The sequence below is a fragment of the Shewanella sp. DAU305 genome (assembly GCF_026802235.1).
Classification (GTDB): Bacteria; Pseudomonadota; Gammaproteobacteria; order Enterobacterales; family Shewanellaceae; genus Shewanella; species Shewanella baltica.
In genome coordinates, this window is the sequence record NZ_CP113808.1 from 4719846 (window position 1) to 4738125 (window position 18280).

Here is an 18280-nt window from a genome sequence, read left to right on the forward strand (position 1 = left end):
TTTAACTCTGGGGTATGACTAACGTTTGCCCTAACTGCACCACATCGGACTTCATCCCATTCGCTTGTTTGATGCTAGACATAGGCACACGGTAACGCTGCGCGATGGCCGATAAAGACTCGCCACGACTGACTTTATGTTTGACGTTCGATGCCGTTGAACTTCCCACATAAGCGGTTGGCGTTCTCTCTTTAGTCGATTTAGCACTGCTAGAGCTTGCGCCGCCTCGCTGGGCAAGCAAGGTATCCGCCGGCGGATTATTGTGATAGTAACGACTCACACCCTTGTAGATAGCATTAGCGATGTTTTCTTGATGACGACTACTCGACAGCAAACGCTCTTCTTTAGGATTCGAGATAAATCCCGTTTCCACCAAGATTGAAGGAATATCCGGTGATTTCAGCACAGCTAAACTCGCCGACTCGGGGCGACTCTTATGTAAATCAGTCACGCCGCCTAAATCCTTAAGAATATCGCCAGCGACTGAATGACCAATGGCCATCGAACTATTCATCGACATATCCAGCAGCGTCATGGCTAAATACTGTTCATTATCCGTGTTTTGGATAATCTCACCCGCGCCGCCAAGTAACTCAGAATGCTTTTCTTTTTGCTCTAACCAACGGCCAATTTCACTGTTTGCGCGACGCATGGATAATACCCACACAGAGGCTCCGCGCGGGTTCGGGGAAGTAAAAGCATCGGCATGGATAGAAATCAGCAGATCGGCCTTACTGTTACGGGCCAACTCAGAGCGCTTATTCAAATTCACAAAATAATCGCCGGTGCGGATCATCACAGCGCGCATGCCGGGCGTATCATTAATTTTACTCGAAACACGTCTGGCGATTTCTAGGGCAACCTTTTTTTCATAAACGCCAGAAGGGCCAATGGAGCCGGGATCGTCACCGCCATGACCCGCATCGATAGCAATGACGATATCGCGGGATGATTGCGCCGCTTGGGTAACGGTTTTAACGGGTGTGGATGAGACGACTGCGGTTGCGGTTGTTAAGGTTTTATCTTCTAAATCAACGACGAGACGATTGCCATAGGGCGCAGTAACAGGTAACGAGAACAAGCTCGCATTCAGTGGTTTCACCAAATCGATTACTAAACGCAAATCACCCTTAGTCGGCGACTTACTGACTCGCACGCCCTTGACTAACTTACTGTTGTTTTCAAGATTTTTAAGCGTAACTTTAGTGGCGGACTTTTTTAAATCCACCACTAAGCGATTAGGGCCATCTAAAGAGAAATAGGTGTAATCAGGCGCTTCGCTTAAGTCAAACACGATTCGAGTCGACTCAGGCGCAGCCCAAATGCGTACGCTTTCTAACTGATTAGCCGCATGGGCCGCCACAGATAAAAAAGAACATAACGAAAGAATAATAATTTGAAAATAAGGGTTATTTTTTATCATTTTAGTTTTTATTTTATCGCTTTTAATAACTTTTCACCTGGCTCTGACAAGGCCTCTATGCGTATTTCACGCCCACTATTTTGATAACTTAAATGCATATGGACATCGGCATCGGGCAATAAACCCTCTCCCTTATCTGGCCATTCAACAATGCACAGACTCTTATCCGTGAAGTAATCACGAATACCCATAAACTCGAGTTCTTCTGGATCGTTTAAACGATACAAATCAAAATGATAAACTTCGACACCCTCTAGCTCATATGGTTCAACTAAAGTGTAAGTCGGGCTTTTAACTGCCCCTTTATGGCCCAAACCTTGAATTAAGCCGCGACTCAGCGTCGTTTTACCGGCGCCTAAATCACCCGTAAGATACAGAGTCAAAGGCGCTTGGACATGGCGGGCTAATTTTTGCCCAACCGCAATAGTGTCGTCTTCGTTGTCTAAGAAAAAAGTTAACTCTGTCATATCCGCTTATATCACTGCTGTTATTAATGGAGAAGCGACTCAACCCTAAAAAGGCACAGGGCACAGAACAAAGTCCAGCCCCGCTTGAGTCTCACATACCGCCTAGAGTAAATCACTATTCACTAATTGGCGAATAAAAGGCATTAAATCGCTCGCTAACATGCCACGTTCTCCCTGTATTGCCGCAAGATCGGCAGCGCAACCATGTACAACAACACCCAGCACAGTCGCCTGCATGTTATCCATTCCTTGAGCCATGAGCGCGCCTATAATACCAGATAACACATCGCCACACCCACCACTGGCAAGCCCAGGATTACCGACAGGTGCAACAACCATTTGTTTGCCATCAAAAATGACCGTTCCCGCGCCTTTTAGCAGTACAACACCGCTGTACTTTTGCTGTATCGCCCTTACAGCCGCAAACCTATCCTGCTCAATTTCTGCCACAGAGCAGCCGAGTAAACGCGCAGCCTCACCCGGATGCGGTGTTAGCACCCAATTGGTTTGCTGGCGCGGTTCATTGCTCAATAGATTTAAGGCATCGGCATCTAAAACACAGGGTTTATCGCTTAAGCCCACGGCTTTAAACAAGTTATAGCCCCAGTCATGCTTACCTAAACCAGGGCCAAGCACGATAACCTGCGCCCAACCAAGACGCAGATACACTTCCATATCGACTAAATCACAACCCCAGAACATCAATTCAGGACGGGAAACATTCACAGTCAATTGATGCTCAGGTCGACTGATCACTGTGACTAACCCAGCACCGGCACGCAGACATGCCTCACTGGCCAGTCGCACGGCGCCAGCCATGCCCATATCACCACCGATAACAGTGACCTTACCCGACTGGCCTTTATGGCTATCGCGCGCTCTGGCGGCAAAGTAATCTTTAAGCGTCTCTTTTCCGACTCTTTGTGCACTCGCTTCAGCGAAGAAAGGTGTTAATCCTAAAGCGGCAAATTCAAGTTCGCCGCTGTAATGCCGCGCCTTACCCGTTAACAAACCTTGCTTCCAGCCACCAAAACACAAGGTGACATCCGCCATCACAGCAACACCCGCCACAGCGCCGGTATCGGCAATCACTCCAGACGGTAAATCAAGGCTCAATACCCAAGCAGCATTGTCATTGATGGCGCAAATATACTCAGCCATATCGTCGCGCACCGCATCTCGCACACCTGTGCCGAGTAAACCATCGACGATGATATTGGCCGCAAGAATGGGCGCAACGGCTTTCGGCAGTAACTCTCCGCCGTCTTTAAGATAATGGGCCAATGCTTGCTGACACTCAGGCGTGCCTGCCGCTGACGTCATCATCACTGAAACGGCCATACCACTGGCACGGGCTAGACGGGCGCACACTAAGGCATCGGCACCATTGTTACCGCTGCCAGCGAGGATAAATACAGAAGAGGCATTGAGGTTATGTTTTGTTAAACATTCAAAAGCCGCCGCGCCAGCACGCTCGACCAATTCATAGAGGCTAGAGGCTCCCTGCGACACAGCACTCAGTTCAGCTTGGCGAACTTGTGCTTGGGTAAATAAGGCCTTGGGAAATTGCGATAGATCTTGTGCCATGAAGGATCTCCTTAGACGCCAACGACTTCATTCCACAATGAGTTACCTCACCATAGGAGTCTTGGCAGCATTGAGCAAGGCCGATAAAAAAATCAGCCAATAGATCAAGAAAGTAGCAAGAATCGGAGCGGGAAATTATGACGTAAATCAGTTCAGGCGCAGATACCCGCCCAAATGGAGCAAAGTAGCGCAAAAGTCGTCAATAAATAGATGACACAAAGACAAAAGCCAGCACTAGGCTGGCTTTGGGAATGGAGAAGCGATGACGGTTTAGATATCGTCCATCCGAATCGTGCTGTGGACCAAACGTTGTTGCTGAGTTTTTTCTACTCGGATCAAGTTGGCTAACGCATTACGCGCATCTTCGGCAGTGGTTGAGTTAACCGTTTTTTCTAACAAACCAATCAGACGATTTTCTAAGTCTAAGTGCAAGTTGAGCACATCGTCTTCATTCATGTTCGCGGGCAACATAGTATCTTGGCAACGCTTGGTAAAGTCTTCAAAGGTGAAGTCTTTGTACCAAGTATCGAGAATACGATGTGGCGCTTCTTCTATATAATCGCGCAGTTTCTCTGCCATGGTTTTTTGATGTGACTCAAAATAATCCAGCATCATTTTCACACGAGCCGAGTCAGCTTGATTGTTGAGTCGGCCATAGAGTTGCGCCATATCTAAGCGGCAATTTGCCACATACTCAAGTAGATCACGTAATTGTTGAATACGCATATAATGCACTCCACTGTCAGGCCAACTACTTGGCGCTATTAATTTTGTCTAGCTTCATTATGTGAGTAAAAGCGTTACGAATATTTGAACAAGGTCATAATTTAACTTTCGCGAAGCTATCTAATTTAGGAAAACTTGAAGAAACACGCTACAGATCACGCATCTAAATCCTATCACACTGTTTTGTATAAGAGAGAAAAGCCAAAAGAGATCTCAAAACACTTAGTCTAAAAGGTTGGAGTAAGTCTTTGGTTGTGCATGATGAATCAAAGATAGAGGGTTTGCAGTGGATAGTAGTTAATCAAGAAAGGAATAGATGAGCTATACCTTGAAAAAGAAAGGTATCGCCATATCAGAATCACAACTGAGCTAATGTCAATTGAGTCATGTGATAGTGGAATATTTAGGAAATTGGAGCGACATGATTTTGCTCAAGAGCGGTTCGAACCGATGACCTATACCTTGACTAATTTAACAATCACAAAGATATCGCCATATCAAAAATCACAACTGAGCTAATGTCAATTGAGTAATGTGATAGTGGAATATTTAGAAAATTGGAGCGACATGATTTTGATCAAGAGCGGTTCGAACCGATGACCTATACCTTGACTAATTTAACAATCACAAAGGTATCGCCATATCAAAACCACAACTGAGCTAATGTCAATTGAGTAATGTGATAGTGGAATATTTAGGAAATTGGAGCGACATATCGGGTTCGAACCGATGACCTATACCTTGGCAAGGTATCGCTCTACCAACTGAGCTAATGTCGCATAATCTGTATTAATGATTTGGTAAATCACTAAGTTTTAATTTGGAGCGACATATCGGGTTCGAACCGATGACCTATACCTTGGCAAGGTATCGCTCTACCAACTGAGCTAATGTCGCATAATCTGTATTGATGATTTGGTAAATCACTAAGTTTTAATTTGGAGCGACATATCGGGTTCGAACCGATGACCTATACCTTGGCAAGGTATCGCTCTACCAACTGAGCTAATGTCGCATAATCTGTATTAATGATTTGGCAAATCACTAAATTTTAATTTGGAGCGACATATCGGGTTCGAACCGATGACCTATACCTTGGCAAGGTATCGCTCTACCAACTGAGCTAATGTCGCCTTTTGTATCGCTGCTACATTTGCCTTCAACATTAACAAAGGTATCGTCTATCAACCTTTATCAACTGAGCTAATGTCGCCTTTCGTATTGCTGCTACATTTGTCTTCAACATTGACGAAGGTATCGTCTATCAACCTTTATCAACTGACCTAATGTCGCCTTCAATCTAAATGACCGCACATCTCTGTTCGCATCAAAAAGTTGAGGCCGCATTATATGAAAAATTCATGCGGCTGCAACCCCTTCTTGCATATTTATCTACTGATCGGTCAAATTTTAAATACTTTGCTGCGATAATACTGCAATTCAGCGATCGACTCTTGGATATCCTGCAGTGCTTGGTGAGTGTTTTGCTTCTTAAAGCCCGCCATAGTTTCTGGGCTCCAACGCTTCACTAGCTCTTTAATCGTACTGACATCCACATTGCGGTAGTGGAAATAATCTTCCAGCTCGCGCATATAACGATTTAAGAAGCGTCTATCTTGGCCAATACTGTTACCACACATTGGAGAAGCGCCCTTAGGAACATACTGTTCTAAGAAGGCAATCGTCTTAGCCACGGCTTGCGCTTCGGTTTCTTGGCTAGCACGAACGCGGTCAATCAACCCTGACTCACCATGGTGCTTTTGATTCCAATCATCCATAGCAGCTAGCACGTCATCCGATTGATGAATCGCGATAACCGGACCTTGTCCGATAATATTGAGTTCTTGATCTGTCACTAAAGTGGCAATTTCAATGATCCTGTCGACGTCGGGCTCTAACCCTGTCATTTCCAAATCGATCCAAATGAGATTATTTACATCTGCCGTCATAAATCAGCCTTATCATGTCAGTTAGCCTAAATTCAGGCTTTTTTATTCAAGAGCGTGTATCATACTGCTTTTTTCCGACACAAAAAATCACCTAATTGACGAAGACGAATCAGTGAGTAAAAAGAAACCCCTAAGCCAAGGTCAATTACGCCGTATGCGTGCTAATCACGAGAAGCGACTCAATCGTGACAGTGGCGAAAAAAATACGCCAGAGTTACAGGATAGTTCACTGGGGCAAGAACAGCCCGGTACTGTGATTTCTCGTTTTGGCCAACATGCCGACATAGAAACCGAAAGCGGCCAAGTTGTGCGCTGTAATATTCGCCGTGCCGTCACCAGTTTAGTGACTGGCGATAAAGTGATCGTACGCTTAGCCATTGAGAGCCAAGCCAATAGCGGCATCGCAGGTATTGTTGAAGCCGTTCATCCACGTCGCTCATCACTCACACGCCCAGATTTATACGATGGCGTGAAAATCATCGCCTCGAATATCGACCAGATTTTAATTGTGTCCTCAGTATTACCCAGCTTTACCACCCAGATCATCGACCGTTATTTAGTGGCCGCTGAAGATACCGATATTCCGCCTATCATCATTTTGAATAAAATTGACTTGCTCAATCCCGATGAAGCGCAGGCAATCGATGAAGCGCTGCAGCGCTATAAAGATATTGGCTATCCAGTTTATAAAGTCAGCAGCAAGTTAGGTGATGGTATCGATACCATCAAAGACATACTCAAAGATAAAGTCAGCGTATTTGCTGGTCAATCTGGTGTGGGTAAGTCATCGATCATCAATGCCCTATTACCCGATGCAGAACTGGTGATTGGTGATGTTTCCGATAACTCAGGTTTAGGTCAGCACACCACCACCACAGCCAAACTGTTGCACTTGCCTAGTGGCGGCGATTTAATCGACTCCCCAGGCGTGCGCGAATTCGCCCTCTGGCATCTTCCTGCGCAACGTGTAGGCTGGTGCTTTATCGAGTTTCGCGAGTATCTTGGCGCGTGTAAGTTCCGTGATTGTAAACACGGTGACGATCCCGGCTGTGCACTGCAAGAAGCCCTGAGCCAAGGCAAGATCAGCGCAGATCGCTTTCATAATTACCATAAAATTATCGCCAGCTTAGATGAACAACGTCATGCCCGCCATTTCCGTGCGGCCACTGACGAATAACGACTTATTGATAAATAACAACAGTCTCAGCAAAGATTGAGCAGTAAGAAAAGGAATTAAAATTGGATAAAGTCAAAATTGCGCTGCAGTACATGCTGCCGAAACACTTATTATCTCGTTTAGTGGGTAAACTCGCCGCAGCCGAAGCGGGCGCGTTAACCACGGCCGCTATCAAGTGGTTTATCAAGCAATATAAAATTGATATGAGCGAAGCGGCGCAAAGTGAGCCTGAAGCCTATAAAAGCTTTAATGCCTTTTTTACCCGCGCCCTTAAACCCGGTATTCGTCCGTTAGATATGGACGCCGATATCATGGTGCATCCCGTCGATGGCGCCGTAAGCCAATTAGGCCCGATTAAAAACGGCCGCATCTTCCAAGCTAAGGGTCACCACTATTCATCGTTAACCTTGCTTGGCGATCAAGCTGAAGATGCTAAACGCTTCGAAGGCGGTGATTTTGCGACTATTTATCTGGCGCCTAAAGACTATCACCGTATCCACATGCCGATTAAAGGCACGTTATCAAAAATGACTTACGTACCTGGCGAACTGTTTTCGGTAAATCCGTTAACGGCGAGAAACGTACCCGGTCTCTTTGCCCGCAACGAACGTGTGGTGGCGATTTTCGAAACCGAATTAGGTCCATTAGCCATGGTATTGGTTGGTGCAACGATTGTTGCCAGTATCGAAACCGTCTGGGCAGGCACAGTCACGCCGCCGACAGGTAAGCAAGTCTTCACTTGGGAATATCCAACCCAAGGCCCCGATGCCATCACCTTAGACAAGGGCGAAGAAATGGGTCGCTTCAAGTTAGGCAGTACTGTAGTGATGTTGTTTGCTAAAGATGCTATCGCGACCTTTGCTGAAGGTGTCGAAGCCGAAGCTGTTACGCGTATGGGACAAGCATTCGCTAACCTGAAAGATGTTAAGCAAGCGGATTAACCCTTCTTGAGTTCTGCTAAACCTTCGGGATTAATTGAATTACATTTGGCTGTGCTGCTATTTGGCGGCACGGCGTTGTTTTCTAAATTAATCCCACTCAGTGCCCTCGACATCACCTTCCTACGCTGTATCGTCGCCGCCACTGTATTAGGTTTGCTGGTCAAACTCAGCCGTAAACGGCTAACGCTGGCCAGCAAACAAGATTATCTGGTCGCCATCGGGCTTGGGGTTATCGTAAGCCTGCATTGGGTCACGTATTTTGCCGCCATGCAGCTCTCGTCGGTCGCCATTGGCATGATTGCGTTTTTCACCTATCCGGTGATGACAGTGATTGCCGAGCCGTTGCTGACAGGCAGTAAAATAAAATTACTCGATATGATCAGCGGCGTGTTAGTGCTGATAGGGGTGATATTACTCATCCCTGAGGCCAATTTAGGTAACGACACTACGCTGGGCATTGCCATCGGCATAGTGTCCGCCATCTTGTTCACCGCCCGTAACTTATTGCACAAACGCTACTTTTCCCAGTACAGCGGCCCACATGCCATGTTCTACCAAACCTTGGTCGCCGTGGTGTTCCTAATGCCGTGGCACCAAACGGAACTGAACAGCATCTCACTCAATGTGTGGGGATTGATTATTTTACTCGGCGTTGCCTTTACCGCCGCGCCCCATGCGCTATTCACTTCCGCACTGAGGCAACTCAGCGCCAAAACGGTTGGGCTAGTCTCTTGCTTACAGCCCTTCTATGGCGCCATGTTAGCGCTGATTATTTTGGGTGAAGAGCTCAATCTCAACACCATAATCGGCGGCACTATCATAGTCGCGACCGCCATCTTCGAAACCCATCAATCGCACCAGTCACAGCGGCGAAAAAAGAACGCCTGAAACATACCAATCTCAACGCAATTTGGCTAATATGGAGCGTCTTTCGCCCCTAAATGTCTTTAGCCCATATGCCACGTATTTTATTGTTCGTTATTGCTTTTTTCTCATTTTCCGTCCTAGCCAATTCGCCTTTGCAGTTGGACAAACGTCTTGGCATGAACAAGCAAGATCAGCAACAAAATCTCAGCATTGATGAACAAATTAACGACCTAAAAATTAACATAGAGAAACTCGCCGCCAGTGCGACCAGTTTCCAACAAGCGCAGATCGATTTTGAACAACACAAGAAGCGCACCAACCAAGCACTGAAAGAAGCCTACAAACCTCTCTCACTGGAAAAAGGCACAGACCTCAGCCAGCAAGCTTCGATGGCCTATATTCGTTTGTCTGAGCTTAAAGAAAGCGAATCGACCCTTGGCCGACAAGTAAACGATTTATTACAGCGCCACAACGACTTACCCACAGTGATCGCCAGCGCAAGGCAGAGTGTCGCCCAAAACAAAAAGGCTGAACTCGCCCCACTTGATACCCCAACGGGTGAGTTACAACAAACTCAACGACTCTTCTTTGAACAAAGCCTTGCGACCAATGAGGCTGAACTCGCCAGCAGCCAAAAACGCATTGAACTGACGCAATTACAATTACAGCTAGTACGACAACAACTCGTGCAGCAAGAAGCCTTGATTGAAACCATCAACAAGGCGATCAATAAACAACGTCAGCAACAAACCGATGCCACTTTAGCCAAAAACTTAGTCAACACGGGCAAAGTCGTCGATCCTATTACGCGCAACATTGCCGACACTAACCAGATTTATGGCCAGAAACTGCAAACCTTAACCTTGCAGATCAACAATGTGGTCGAGCAACAAGAGCAGTCGGAAACCCAATATCAATCCCAAGCCAAACAGTTGGCAAATATTCAAGAACAGATCACTTGGGTCAAAATGAACTCCGCCTTTGGTGAGCGCTTTTTGCAAATGTTGCAATCGCTGCCTAAGCCGCCAAACCACGAAAAGCTGCAAACCCTGATCGCCGATGCGCGCTTAGACAGATACCATTTAGAGCAGCAACAAGCCCTCAATGATCAAGAGTTAGAACAGCCCGGCTTATACAATGAGCAGCAGATTAAGCTACTGCACTCGCAGCAAAGTTTGATCTCTCAACTGATGCAAAGCTATGACCAATACTTGAGTGAATTAGGCAAGTTGAAGGTCAACTATCAACAACTGAGTCAGCAACATCTCACCCTTAAAAACACCCTAAACGAGCATTTATTCTGGGTGCCTAATGCTGCCAGTATCAGTAAGTTATGGTTAACCGACCTTGAACGCAGCGCGGTTTGGCTAGTGCAGCAAGCGCAGTGGGATGAGCTGGGTAAAGCGTGGGAAGAGCAAAACGATTATTGGTCTTGGTGGATCATATTGCTGGTACTGTGTTTAGTCGTACAGGACTTAATCACGCCTAAATTCAATCGCTTGCTTAATCATTACACCACTTATGTGGGCAATGTGACCCAAGATAAATTCATTTATACCCTCAAGGCGCTCGCCTGCAGTGTCAGCTATGCCTTGATAAAACCTTTCCCGGTGATCATGGCGGGACTGATTTTTTATCAATCCGATCGCAATTTTGTGCAAGCAGTGGGCATGGGCATACTGGCAATCGGTTTAGTTTACCTCTTATATCGCTTCATTTTTATTCTGACGCTCGACAAAGGCGTACTCGTAGGTCATTTCAAGCGCCCCTCGAAACTCATCCAAGCCGGACAATCAAGGCTCAGGCACTTTGTGCTGGTCGCCAGTCCATTATTGGGCTTGATGGGCTTTACCGAAGTGCTCGACACCTCACTGGTGCGCAACAGCATAGGCCGTGGTGCCTTTATTGTTTTCTGTATCGTTTTATTCTTGCTATACAAAGACATCTTAATTCTTAGCCGTAAAAACTCGGATGCCAAGAAAGACGGTAAAAACAAAAAACTCATTCAGAAGATCCTCTGGACCTTGTTGATTTCTGTACCTTTGTTGAGTGCCGGATTAGCCTTTAGAGGTTACTACTTCACCGCTTTCCAAATGCTGCTGCAGCTGCAATTGTCGATCGTACTTGGTCTCGGTTTCTTACTGTTATACCAGTTGATCAAACGCTGGATGTTGATTGAACGCCGGCGTATCGCCTTCGATCGCGCCAAGGCAAAACGTGCCGAACGCTTGGCCCAACGGGAAAAAGGTGAAACCCATCATCTCTCCGCCGATGGACTCGATACCTACGAAGAACCCGTGGTCGATCTGGAAACCATTTCGAGCCAATCCCTCGGCCTAGTGCGTTCGCTGTTGTTATTGGCCTTTTTAGCCAGCTTGATTGGTCTATGGACTCAAACCCACACGGCGCTATTTTCTTTCCTCGACGGCATTACGCTGTGGACGACCAATACCAGCGTCAATGGTCTAGAACAACAGTTGCCCATTACCATGAAGTCCTTGATGTTTGGCCTGATAGTGGTCGGTTTCTCGCTGATGATTGCTACCAATCTCCCCGGCTTACTTGAATTGATGATCCTGCAAAGGCTCGATCTCTCCCCCGGCACAGGGTTTGCGATCACAACCGTCAGCCGTTATCTGGTGGTGTTCTTAGGACTATTAATCGGCTTCTCTAATCTCGGGATGGAATGGTCTAAGTTGCAATGGCTGATTGCCGCACTGTCGCTCGGTTTAGGTTTTGGTTTACAAGAGATTTTCGCCAACTTTATTTCGGGTCTGATCATTTTATTTGAAAAGCCAGTGCGGATTGGCGACACAGTGACGATTCGCGATTTAACGGGAACCGTGAGTAAAATTCAAATTCGGGCGACAACGATTATCGATTGGGATAGAAAGGAAATTATCATCCCGAACAAAGCCTTTATCACAGAGCAGCTGATCAACTGGTCTTTGTCAGATCCTATTACGCGGGTCATTGTTTATGTGTCGGTGGCGCGGGATTCTGACCCCGCCAAAGTCGAAGCGACGTTGTACCAAGCGGTGCAAGAATGTGAAGATGCACTCGCCAGCCCAGAACCTGAAGTCTGGTTTGCCGGCTTTGGTAAACATACCCAAGATTATGAAGTGCGCGCCTATGCAAAAGATATGTCGGCACGTTGGCCACTGCGCCATGATTTACATAAACGAGTGACTAAAAAACTCAAAGAAAACAATCTCGAACTCGCCTATCCGCAGATGGAAATCCATATTAAGAATGGTCAAAGTCGAGAGCAACAAGGCATTATTAGAAGCTAATAGGATCGCAGAACATGCTTATTTTTGCTCACCGCGGCGCCAGCGGTTATCAGGCCGAAAATACCTTAGCCGCCATGGCTAAGGCGTTAGAATTAGGGGCTCAGGCCGTCGAGCTCGATGTGCATAATGTCGAAGGCGAGTTAGTCGTGTTTCATGACCGAAGGCTTGATAATAAAAGCTCGGGCTCTGGCGTGATCCATTTAGTGAGTAAGGACTATCTGGCGAGCATCAATGTGAAAGGCGAACCCATACCAACCTTATGGCAAGTACTTGAGCTGATTGCGGGGCGCTGCATAGTCAATATTGAATTAAAAGGCATTAATACCGTCACGCCGTTAATCGATTTATATCCAAAGGCCTTGAGTCAGCTTGGGTTTACCCAGGAGCAGTTACTGATCTCTTCTTTTAATCACCCCTATCTGCGCGAACTTAAACAAGCTTTGCCCGAGGCTTTAGTCGCGCCGCTGCTGGCCAGTATTCCACTTGATAATGCCGCGGTTGTCAGTGAGCTAAATGCTTACTCGCTACACTTAGATCTCAGCTTTATCAGCCAAGCCTTAGTGGATGACGCCCACAACAGAGGCGCTAAGGTTTATGTTTATACGGTCGATCATAGCGAAGATATTCATGCACTTAAGCAGATGGGCGTCGATGGTGTGTTCAGCAATTATCCCGACCGTGCCATGCAAGCCTTAGCTCAAGTGGCCACGGCCGATTACTCTGGTTACTTTGAATAACGACAACCTTGATATCGATATTAAGCTTGGCTATTTCGCTGAGCCCAATAACCGATAAAAATAAACATGGCCACAATTAACAGAAACATCCAATGGGATGGCATAGCCACTATGTGTCTTGCCACCCAAGGCGTGGCTTTCACGATCAATAGGCCATAGCCAAAGGCATTCACAATAATAAAAACAAATGTTCGCAGCACAAAAGAATGCCCCAACAAATGACGCCTTAAGAGACGATTGACATCCGCTGAAAAAACCAAAATAAGACACACCACCATAGCGGTAGCAATATCAAAAGCCCAAGGGCGAAGCATGTTACCCAACTGGGCAATAAGGGCGACTAACTGATCCATAATGACTCAACCTAAAAAGATGCTGCGTAATCCCTCGAAGTGGCCACGACAGCACATTGAAAAATAACAATAACCAAGCATAAAGGGAGACGCCATGGGGCACAAGTTACTCTTGCTAACGAAGGCAAATCAACAGTACCGCGATTTGATTGAGGCGCAGGAACTCCCTGATTTAGAGATACTCGATGATGATCCAGCGGGCATAATTGATGCAGATATTTGGTTAGCCGAACCTAAACTCGCCGCGCCCCTATTGCCCCATGCTAAAAATCTGCAATGGTTACAATCAAGCTTTGCTGGCATAGATGCCCTGATGAGCCAAAGGGGCAGAAAAGACTATCAACTTACCAATATTAAAGGCATTTTCGGCCCGTTGATGAGTGAGTTTGTGTTCAGTTACTTACTCGCGCATATCCGTGGTCATGGTTTTTATCGCCAGCAGCAACAGCAAAAACAGTGGCAAGTTCACCCCCCCATACGTCACACAAGTTTACAGGGTATGCAATTGCTCTTGCTCGGTACTGGCTCAATTGCCCAGCATCTAGCGCAGACGGCAAAACACTTTGGCATGCATGTCACAGGGATCAATCGTAGTGGTAATACCGTTGAAGGTTTTGATGCTATTGAAGCGATGACCAATTTAGCCCAGACGTTAACGCAAGCCGATGTGGTGGTCAATTTACTGCCCAGCACTCCGGCAACCCAGAACCTGCTCAACGCTGAAACCTTAGGCAGGCTAAAAGATGATGCAGTGCTGTTTAACGTCGGCCGCGGTGATGCACTCGATCTCGATGCGCTCAATATCCAGCTTATCGCTAAACCTGCCCAACAAGCGATTCTCGATGTTTTTGCTCAAGAACCTTTGCCCAATAGCCATCCCATTTGGGAGCGGGAAAATGCCATCATTACGCCGCATATTTCTGCGCCAAGCCATCCCGCACAAATCGTCGAGATTTTTAGCCAAAACTATCGCCGCTACATTAGCGGTGAGCCACTGCAGAATCGAATCGACTTTAGTAAGGGCTATTGAGTTAGCGCTCAGGAATTGATGCAAAGAGCAGAAATTAAGTTAGAGAATTGAAATTGAGTCAGGGATCAGAAAAAGCAAAGGCAATAGTCAGACTATTGCCTTTGTTATCTTAAGTTTTAGGTGATTACACCCTAAAGCTGCGCTTTAAGAATTGATCAACCAATACCGAGTGTGAATCCATCTCGCGAGTCACTTCATCGTTCAAGTCGACCATTTCACTGCCAAGTTGATGGCTAGAATGGGTAAATTGCGACACATTCACCACGCTGCGATTCATCTCATTTGCCACACTTGATTGTTCTTCAACCGCGCTGGCAATATGGTGCGTCATATCGGTAATGGTCGAAATGGCTTCACGAATCGTACGTAATGCCGTGCCTGCTAAATCCGCCGTTGAAATACATTGGGACGCGGCAACCACGCCTTGCTGCATACTGACCACAGCTTTATTGGTCCCCTGCTGCAACAGATTAATCATGCTTTGGATTTCCTTGGTGGCATCGTGGGTACGTTGCGCCAATGCCCTAACCTCGTCAGCAACAACGGCAAAACCACGGCCTTGCTCACCCGCACGCGCCGCTTCAATCGCGGCATTTAATGCCAGTAGATTAGTCTGACCCGCAATACTCTGAATCACATCTAGCACAGTGCCGATATCTTTACTGTGGGCTTCTAACTCAGTAATAACCTTCGACGTTTGTTGCAGTTGCTCCGCCATCGCTTGAATCGAGCTAATGGTGCTCGACACGGTTTTATCGCCATTGATGGTTTCAGCGGATGCCATTTGCGTGGCACTGGCGGCATCGGCACAATTGGAAGACATATCGCCTAATGTGGCGGTCATCTCCTGCATCGCCGTAGCAACTTGCTCTATTTCAGACAATTGAGCCTGACTGGTACTCTGGATTTGTTTACCCTTGGCGGCAGATATTTTGGCTTGTTCAGACACGTTATAACAGGAATCCGATGCACGCCCCAGAATCGACTTAAGCTCAGAGGTCTGCATTTGGAGCGCCAAATCAATCGCGCCAAGATCATCAGAGCTTCCACTGTAAATATGCGCCATCAAGGGGTTATCGTAGATATGCTTTGCCTTAGCCACTATCGCGTAATAACGACTCAGCACCAGATTACCGCCCACCAGCAATACTAGGATGCTTATCGCTAGGGCAATAAAGCCCATTAAACCAATTTGCAGAGCAAGGTAAAGCATCGGCAGCATGGCAAGTAGTGCTAGTAATAGCAATTTGGCGGGCATGCTCACAGTACGTTTTAATGCACTAACACTGCCCTTTTGGTTCAACTCTGCATAAGCTGTTTCTGCACGTTTAACCTGATCGCGGGTGGGTTTAGTGCGCACAGATTGAAACTCGACGACTTTGCCATTAACTGAAATCGGGGAGACATAGGCATCAACCCAATAGTGATCGCCATTGGCACAGCGATTTTTCACTATCCCTTTCCAAGGCTCACCTTTTTTGATGCAGCGCCACATATCTTCAAACGCATGGGGAGGCATATCTGGATGACGCACCATGTTGTGAGGTTTGCCTAACATGGCATCGAGTTCAAAACCGGCAACGGTACAAAAGGATTGGTTGGCATAGGTAATATGACTTTGAGTATCCGTGGTCGACAATAAAATCCAATCCGCTGGATAATCATATTCTCGCTGTGTAACTGGTAGATTAGTTCTCATGAAACCTTATGGATCTTTGATTAATTCTTCGTTATTCATCCATGAGTTATCCATCCGTGAGGCATCATCACCCTGACTCTGTATTCCTGAACCTACTTCTAAAACTGCCTAGCAGTGTAATGCTAAAACACATCTAGCATAGACGATAAAACGTGCGCCATGTAACAAAAACGTTAATGTATGAAAATCACTCAAAAATCATGATTGCATTTGATAAGTGTTTTCATTTAGAATTGGCGCAATTCCTTTGGAGACTAATATATGTACGTTTGTCTTTGCCATGCGATCACCGATACGCAAATTAAAAATGCAGTAAGCCAGGGCGATAGCTCGCTTGCTGACGTGAAAAAGCGCTTAGGTGTTGCCGATCAATGTGGCAAGTGTGCAAGAATGGCGGTACAGATCATCCAGAATCAATTAGAGCGTGAGCCTAATTATTACGAAGTCGCGTAAATTGAATCGCGAATAGGGTGGTAATGGGTAACTCGCTAACGAACACACTTCCGACAAGCTAAAACCACGCTGACTCAAGCAAACTCAATCAAAAAATTCCAGCGAAAACAAAGCTTTATATCCGCCCGCCACTTCGTCTTAAATAATCTTGCCAGTTTAGACTTTAGATATGATGTTTTAATGACAAGTCCCCACTGAACTCTAATACTACTGATCATTCAATGGGGTTGTAGATCCACTTTCGAGTCAATTCTACTTACGTTTCAACCCTACTTACGTTTCAACAAATAGGCGGCTTCATTAAGCCAAGGCACGGCTTTTTTAATAAAGCGGGGATTGTCGGCCAACACATCTTGGGAGGCTAAGACTTCAATGTCAAAGTCATCACTCAGATGCTGCTCAACCCAAGTTGGGGATACGGCGAAAGGTGGGCCAATTAAGGCTTCCTGCGGATAATCTAAGGTCACTAATAAGCCGACACTGCCGCTAGGTAACAAGCTCGCTAGCTGCTTGGCATATTGTGCACGCATGCTCTCTGGCCATGCGATCAACGCGGCGCGATCATAAAATGCTGTCACTTCTTGAGTGATAGTCTTAGGTAAAGTGAAAATATCACCTTGATACAAACTGATCTGCTCAGTGTGATAATGCTGATGCTCACCCACAGTCGTTTGCGTCATCTCGAGTTGGTTATCGCTGAAAAATTGCTGCACCGCCAATTCATTCAACTCACAACCTATGACCTGATGCCCTTGTTCGGCCAAGAAACACATGTCTAGCGACTTGCCGCATAAGGGCACAAAAACCTGCGTATCTGCGGGTAATCCAAGCTTCTGCCAATACTTAACGAGGAAAGGATTGATGTCTTGCTGATGAAAACCTATTTGCTGCTGGTGCCACTTTTCATGCCAAAAACCGGGTTCCATGGGTTTATCTCTATTCGCTAAAGTTGTCCTTACTCTAATGACATTTTAAAGCGGATGCAAAGCTGCCTGCCATTCGACAAACTCAGCAATGTAAAGACTCACTTACTGATCTAACGTGGCTTGCACTTTACGCAGCCAAACACAGTTATCACACTGACATTGACGGCGTGATAAATGGTGCGGGCTTAACGATGAGTCAACAAAATCCACGGCGATCAACAACTGCTGTTTCAACTCGGCAATCGATTTTTCGTTCACGGCCACCAGCTCGTCGTTCTGGTTCATCCAGATACACTCCATGCCCTGATGACACGTTAAACATTGCTCGTCGCTATCATTAAAAAATACCGCATGTGGGCAATGGGTCACTTCCATTGACTGCAAAATTCGCTTACGCGGATATTCCAATAGCTCGATCAACAAGGCTTTATATTGGGTGGGCATATGCCCTCCTTAGCTGCACTTTGTCTGTGGGTTAATTAACAAAAACTGATTCCATCTCATGTCCCAAAGATTACCTATAGTCGCGAGGATTTAACTTGATGTAAGTCAAAGTCAGTGACGAAATGATCGGTTAGGTAAGCCGCGCCTGACGCTGATCACTAATGCCGCTCTGAATCCTAAAATAATGCCAGCCGCTATTTGATTATCG

Annotated in this window: 16 protein-coding genes and 4 tRNA genes; 7 read left to right on the plus strand and 13 right to left on the minus strand. The window is 46.3% G+C overall.

The annotated features are described in order from the left end of the window. Position 1: 1 nt before the first annotated feature. The 9 genes from OX890_RS20050 to orn form a co-directional block, all read right to left on the minus strand. Positions 2 to 1423 carry an N-acetylmuramoyl-L-alanine amidase gene (locus OX890_RS20050; protein WP_126492793.1) on the minus strand — a complete coding sequence of 474 codons (1422 nt, stop codon included), beginning with the start codon at positions 1421 to 1423 and terminating at the stop codon, positions 2 to 4. Between the two features lie 8 nt (positions 1424 to 1431). Beyond that, positions 1432 to 1890, minus strand: a complete 459-nt coding sequence (gene tsaE / locus OX890_RS20055; protein ID WP_006084210.1) for a tRNA (adenosine(37)-N6)-threonylcarbamoyltransferase complex ATPase subunit type 1 TsaE — start codon at positions 1888 to 1890, stop codon at positions 1432 to 1434. Between the two features lie 102 nt (positions 1891 to 1992). Further along, a complete protein-coding gene (locus tag OX890_RS20060; protein WP_126492794.1) occupies positions 1993 to 3477 on the minus strand; it encodes an NAD(P)H-hydrate dehydratase in 1485 nt (494 codons plus the stop codon). Between the two features lie 270 nt (positions 3478 to 3747). Next, complete coding sequence (locus OX890_RS20065) at positions 3748 to 4203, minus strand: hypothetical protein (protein ID WP_006080046.1); 456 nt, start codon at positions 4201 to 4203, stop codon at positions 3748 to 3750. Between the two features lie 703 nt (positions 4204 to 4906). After that, positions 4907 to 4982: transfer RNA gene (locus tag OX890_RS20070), tRNA-Gly, on the minus strand. A 42-nt stretch (positions 4983 to 5024) separates the two neighbouring features. Further along, positions 5025 to 5100 (minus strand) — tRNA-Gly (locus OX890_RS20075). A gap of 42 nt (positions 5101 to 5142) precedes the next feature. Next, positions 5143 to 5218: transfer RNA gene (locus tag OX890_RS20080), tRNA-Gly, on the minus strand. 42 nt (positions 5219 to 5260) lie between these two features. Then, positions 5261 to 5336 (minus strand) — tRNA-Gly (locus OX890_RS20085). 270 nt (positions 5337 to 5606) lie between these two features. Beyond that, entirely contained in the window at positions 5607 to 6152 is a 546-nt protein-coding gene (gene orn, locus OX890_RS20090) for an oligoribonuclease (protein WP_006080044.1), read from the minus strand. Between the two features lie 112 nt (positions 6153 to 6264). Between orn and rsgA the strand changes: the two genes are divergently transcribed. From rsgA to OX890_RS20115, 5 genes are all read left to right on the plus strand, one after another. Continuing rightward, positions 6265 to 7329, plus strand: a complete 1065-nt coding sequence (rsgA, locus tag OX890_RS20095) for a small ribosomal subunit biogenesis GTPase RsgA (protein WP_006080042.1) — start codon at positions 6265 to 6267, stop codon at positions 7327 to 7329. Between the two features lie 62 nt (positions 7330 to 7391). Then, entirely contained in the window at positions 7392 to 8270 is an 879-nt protein-coding gene (gene asd, locus OX890_RS20100) for an archaetidylserine decarboxylase (protein WP_011845719.1), read from the plus strand. A gap of 6 nt (positions 8271 to 8276) precedes the next feature. After that, on the plus strand, positions 8277 to 9158 hold the full coding sequence (locus OX890_RS20105; RefSeq protein ID WP_126492795.1) for a DMT family transporter: 882 nt from the start codon (positions 8277 to 8279) through the stop codon (positions 9156 to 9158). A 68-nt stretch (positions 9159 to 9226) separates the two neighbouring features. Then, positions 9227 to 12430: a mechanosensitive ion channel domain-containing protein gene (locus tag OX890_RS20110; protein ID WP_037392785.1), complete on the plus strand. Its 3204-nt coding sequence runs from the start codon at positions 9227 to 9229 to the stop codon at positions 12428 to 12430. 14 nt (positions 12431 to 12444) lie between these two features. Next, positions 12445 to 13167 carry a glycerophosphodiester phosphodiesterase gene (locus OX890_RS20115; protein WP_126492796.1) on the plus strand — a complete coding sequence of 241 codons (723 nt, stop codon included), beginning with the start codon at positions 12445 to 12447 and terminating at the stop codon, positions 13165 to 13167. A gap of 20 nt (positions 13168 to 13187) precedes the next feature. On the opposite strand, the gene OX890_RS20120 is transcribed toward OX890_RS20115, so the two are convergent. Further along, the gene (locus OX890_RS20120) at positions 13188 to 13520 is read right to left on the minus strand and encodes a DUF3392 domain-containing protein (RefSeq protein ID WP_172599619.1); all 333 of its coding nucleotides are present in this window, start codon (positions 13518 to 13520) and stop codon (positions 13188 to 13190) included. Positions 13521 to 13614: 94 nt separating this feature from the next. Between OX890_RS20120 and OX890_RS20125 the strand changes: the two genes are divergently transcribed. Continuing rightward, positions 13615 to 14550 (plus strand): D-2-hydroxyacid dehydrogenase, encoded by a 936-nt coding sequence (locus OX890_RS20125; RefSeq protein ID WP_126492798.1) that lies wholly within the window; start codon positions 13615 to 13617, stop codon positions 14548 to 14550. 124 nt (positions 14551 to 14674) lie between these two features. Here OX890_RS20125 and OX890_RS20130 read toward each other — a convergent pair whose 3' ends face one another. Then, complete coding sequence (locus OX890_RS20130) at positions 14675 to 16249, minus strand: methyl-accepting chemotaxis protein (RefSeq protein ID WP_126492799.1); 1575 nt, start codon at positions 16247 to 16249, stop codon at positions 14675 to 14677. A gap of 261 nt (positions 16250 to 16510) precedes the next feature. Between OX890_RS20130 and OX890_RS20135 the strand changes: the two genes are divergently transcribed. Next, entirely contained in the window at positions 16511 to 16702 is a 192-nt protein-coding gene (locus OX890_RS20135; protein WP_006080031.1) for a bacterioferritin-associated ferredoxin, read from the plus strand. Between the two features lie 269 nt (positions 16703 to 16971). Here OX890_RS20135 and OX890_RS20140 read toward each other — a convergent pair whose 3' ends face one another. Next, positions 16972 to 17628, minus strand: coding sequence for a thiopurine S-methyltransferase (locus OX890_RS20140; protein WP_126492800.1), 657 nt, complete (start codon positions 17626 to 17628; stop codon positions 16972 to 16974). Positions 17629 to 17730: 102 nt separating this feature from the next. Further along, on the minus strand, positions 17731 to 18072 hold the full coding sequence (locus tag OX890_RS20145) for a hypothetical protein (protein WP_006080029.1): 342 nt from the start codon (positions 18070 to 18072) through the stop codon (positions 17731 to 17733). Positions 18073 to 18280 lie beyond the last annotated feature (208 nt).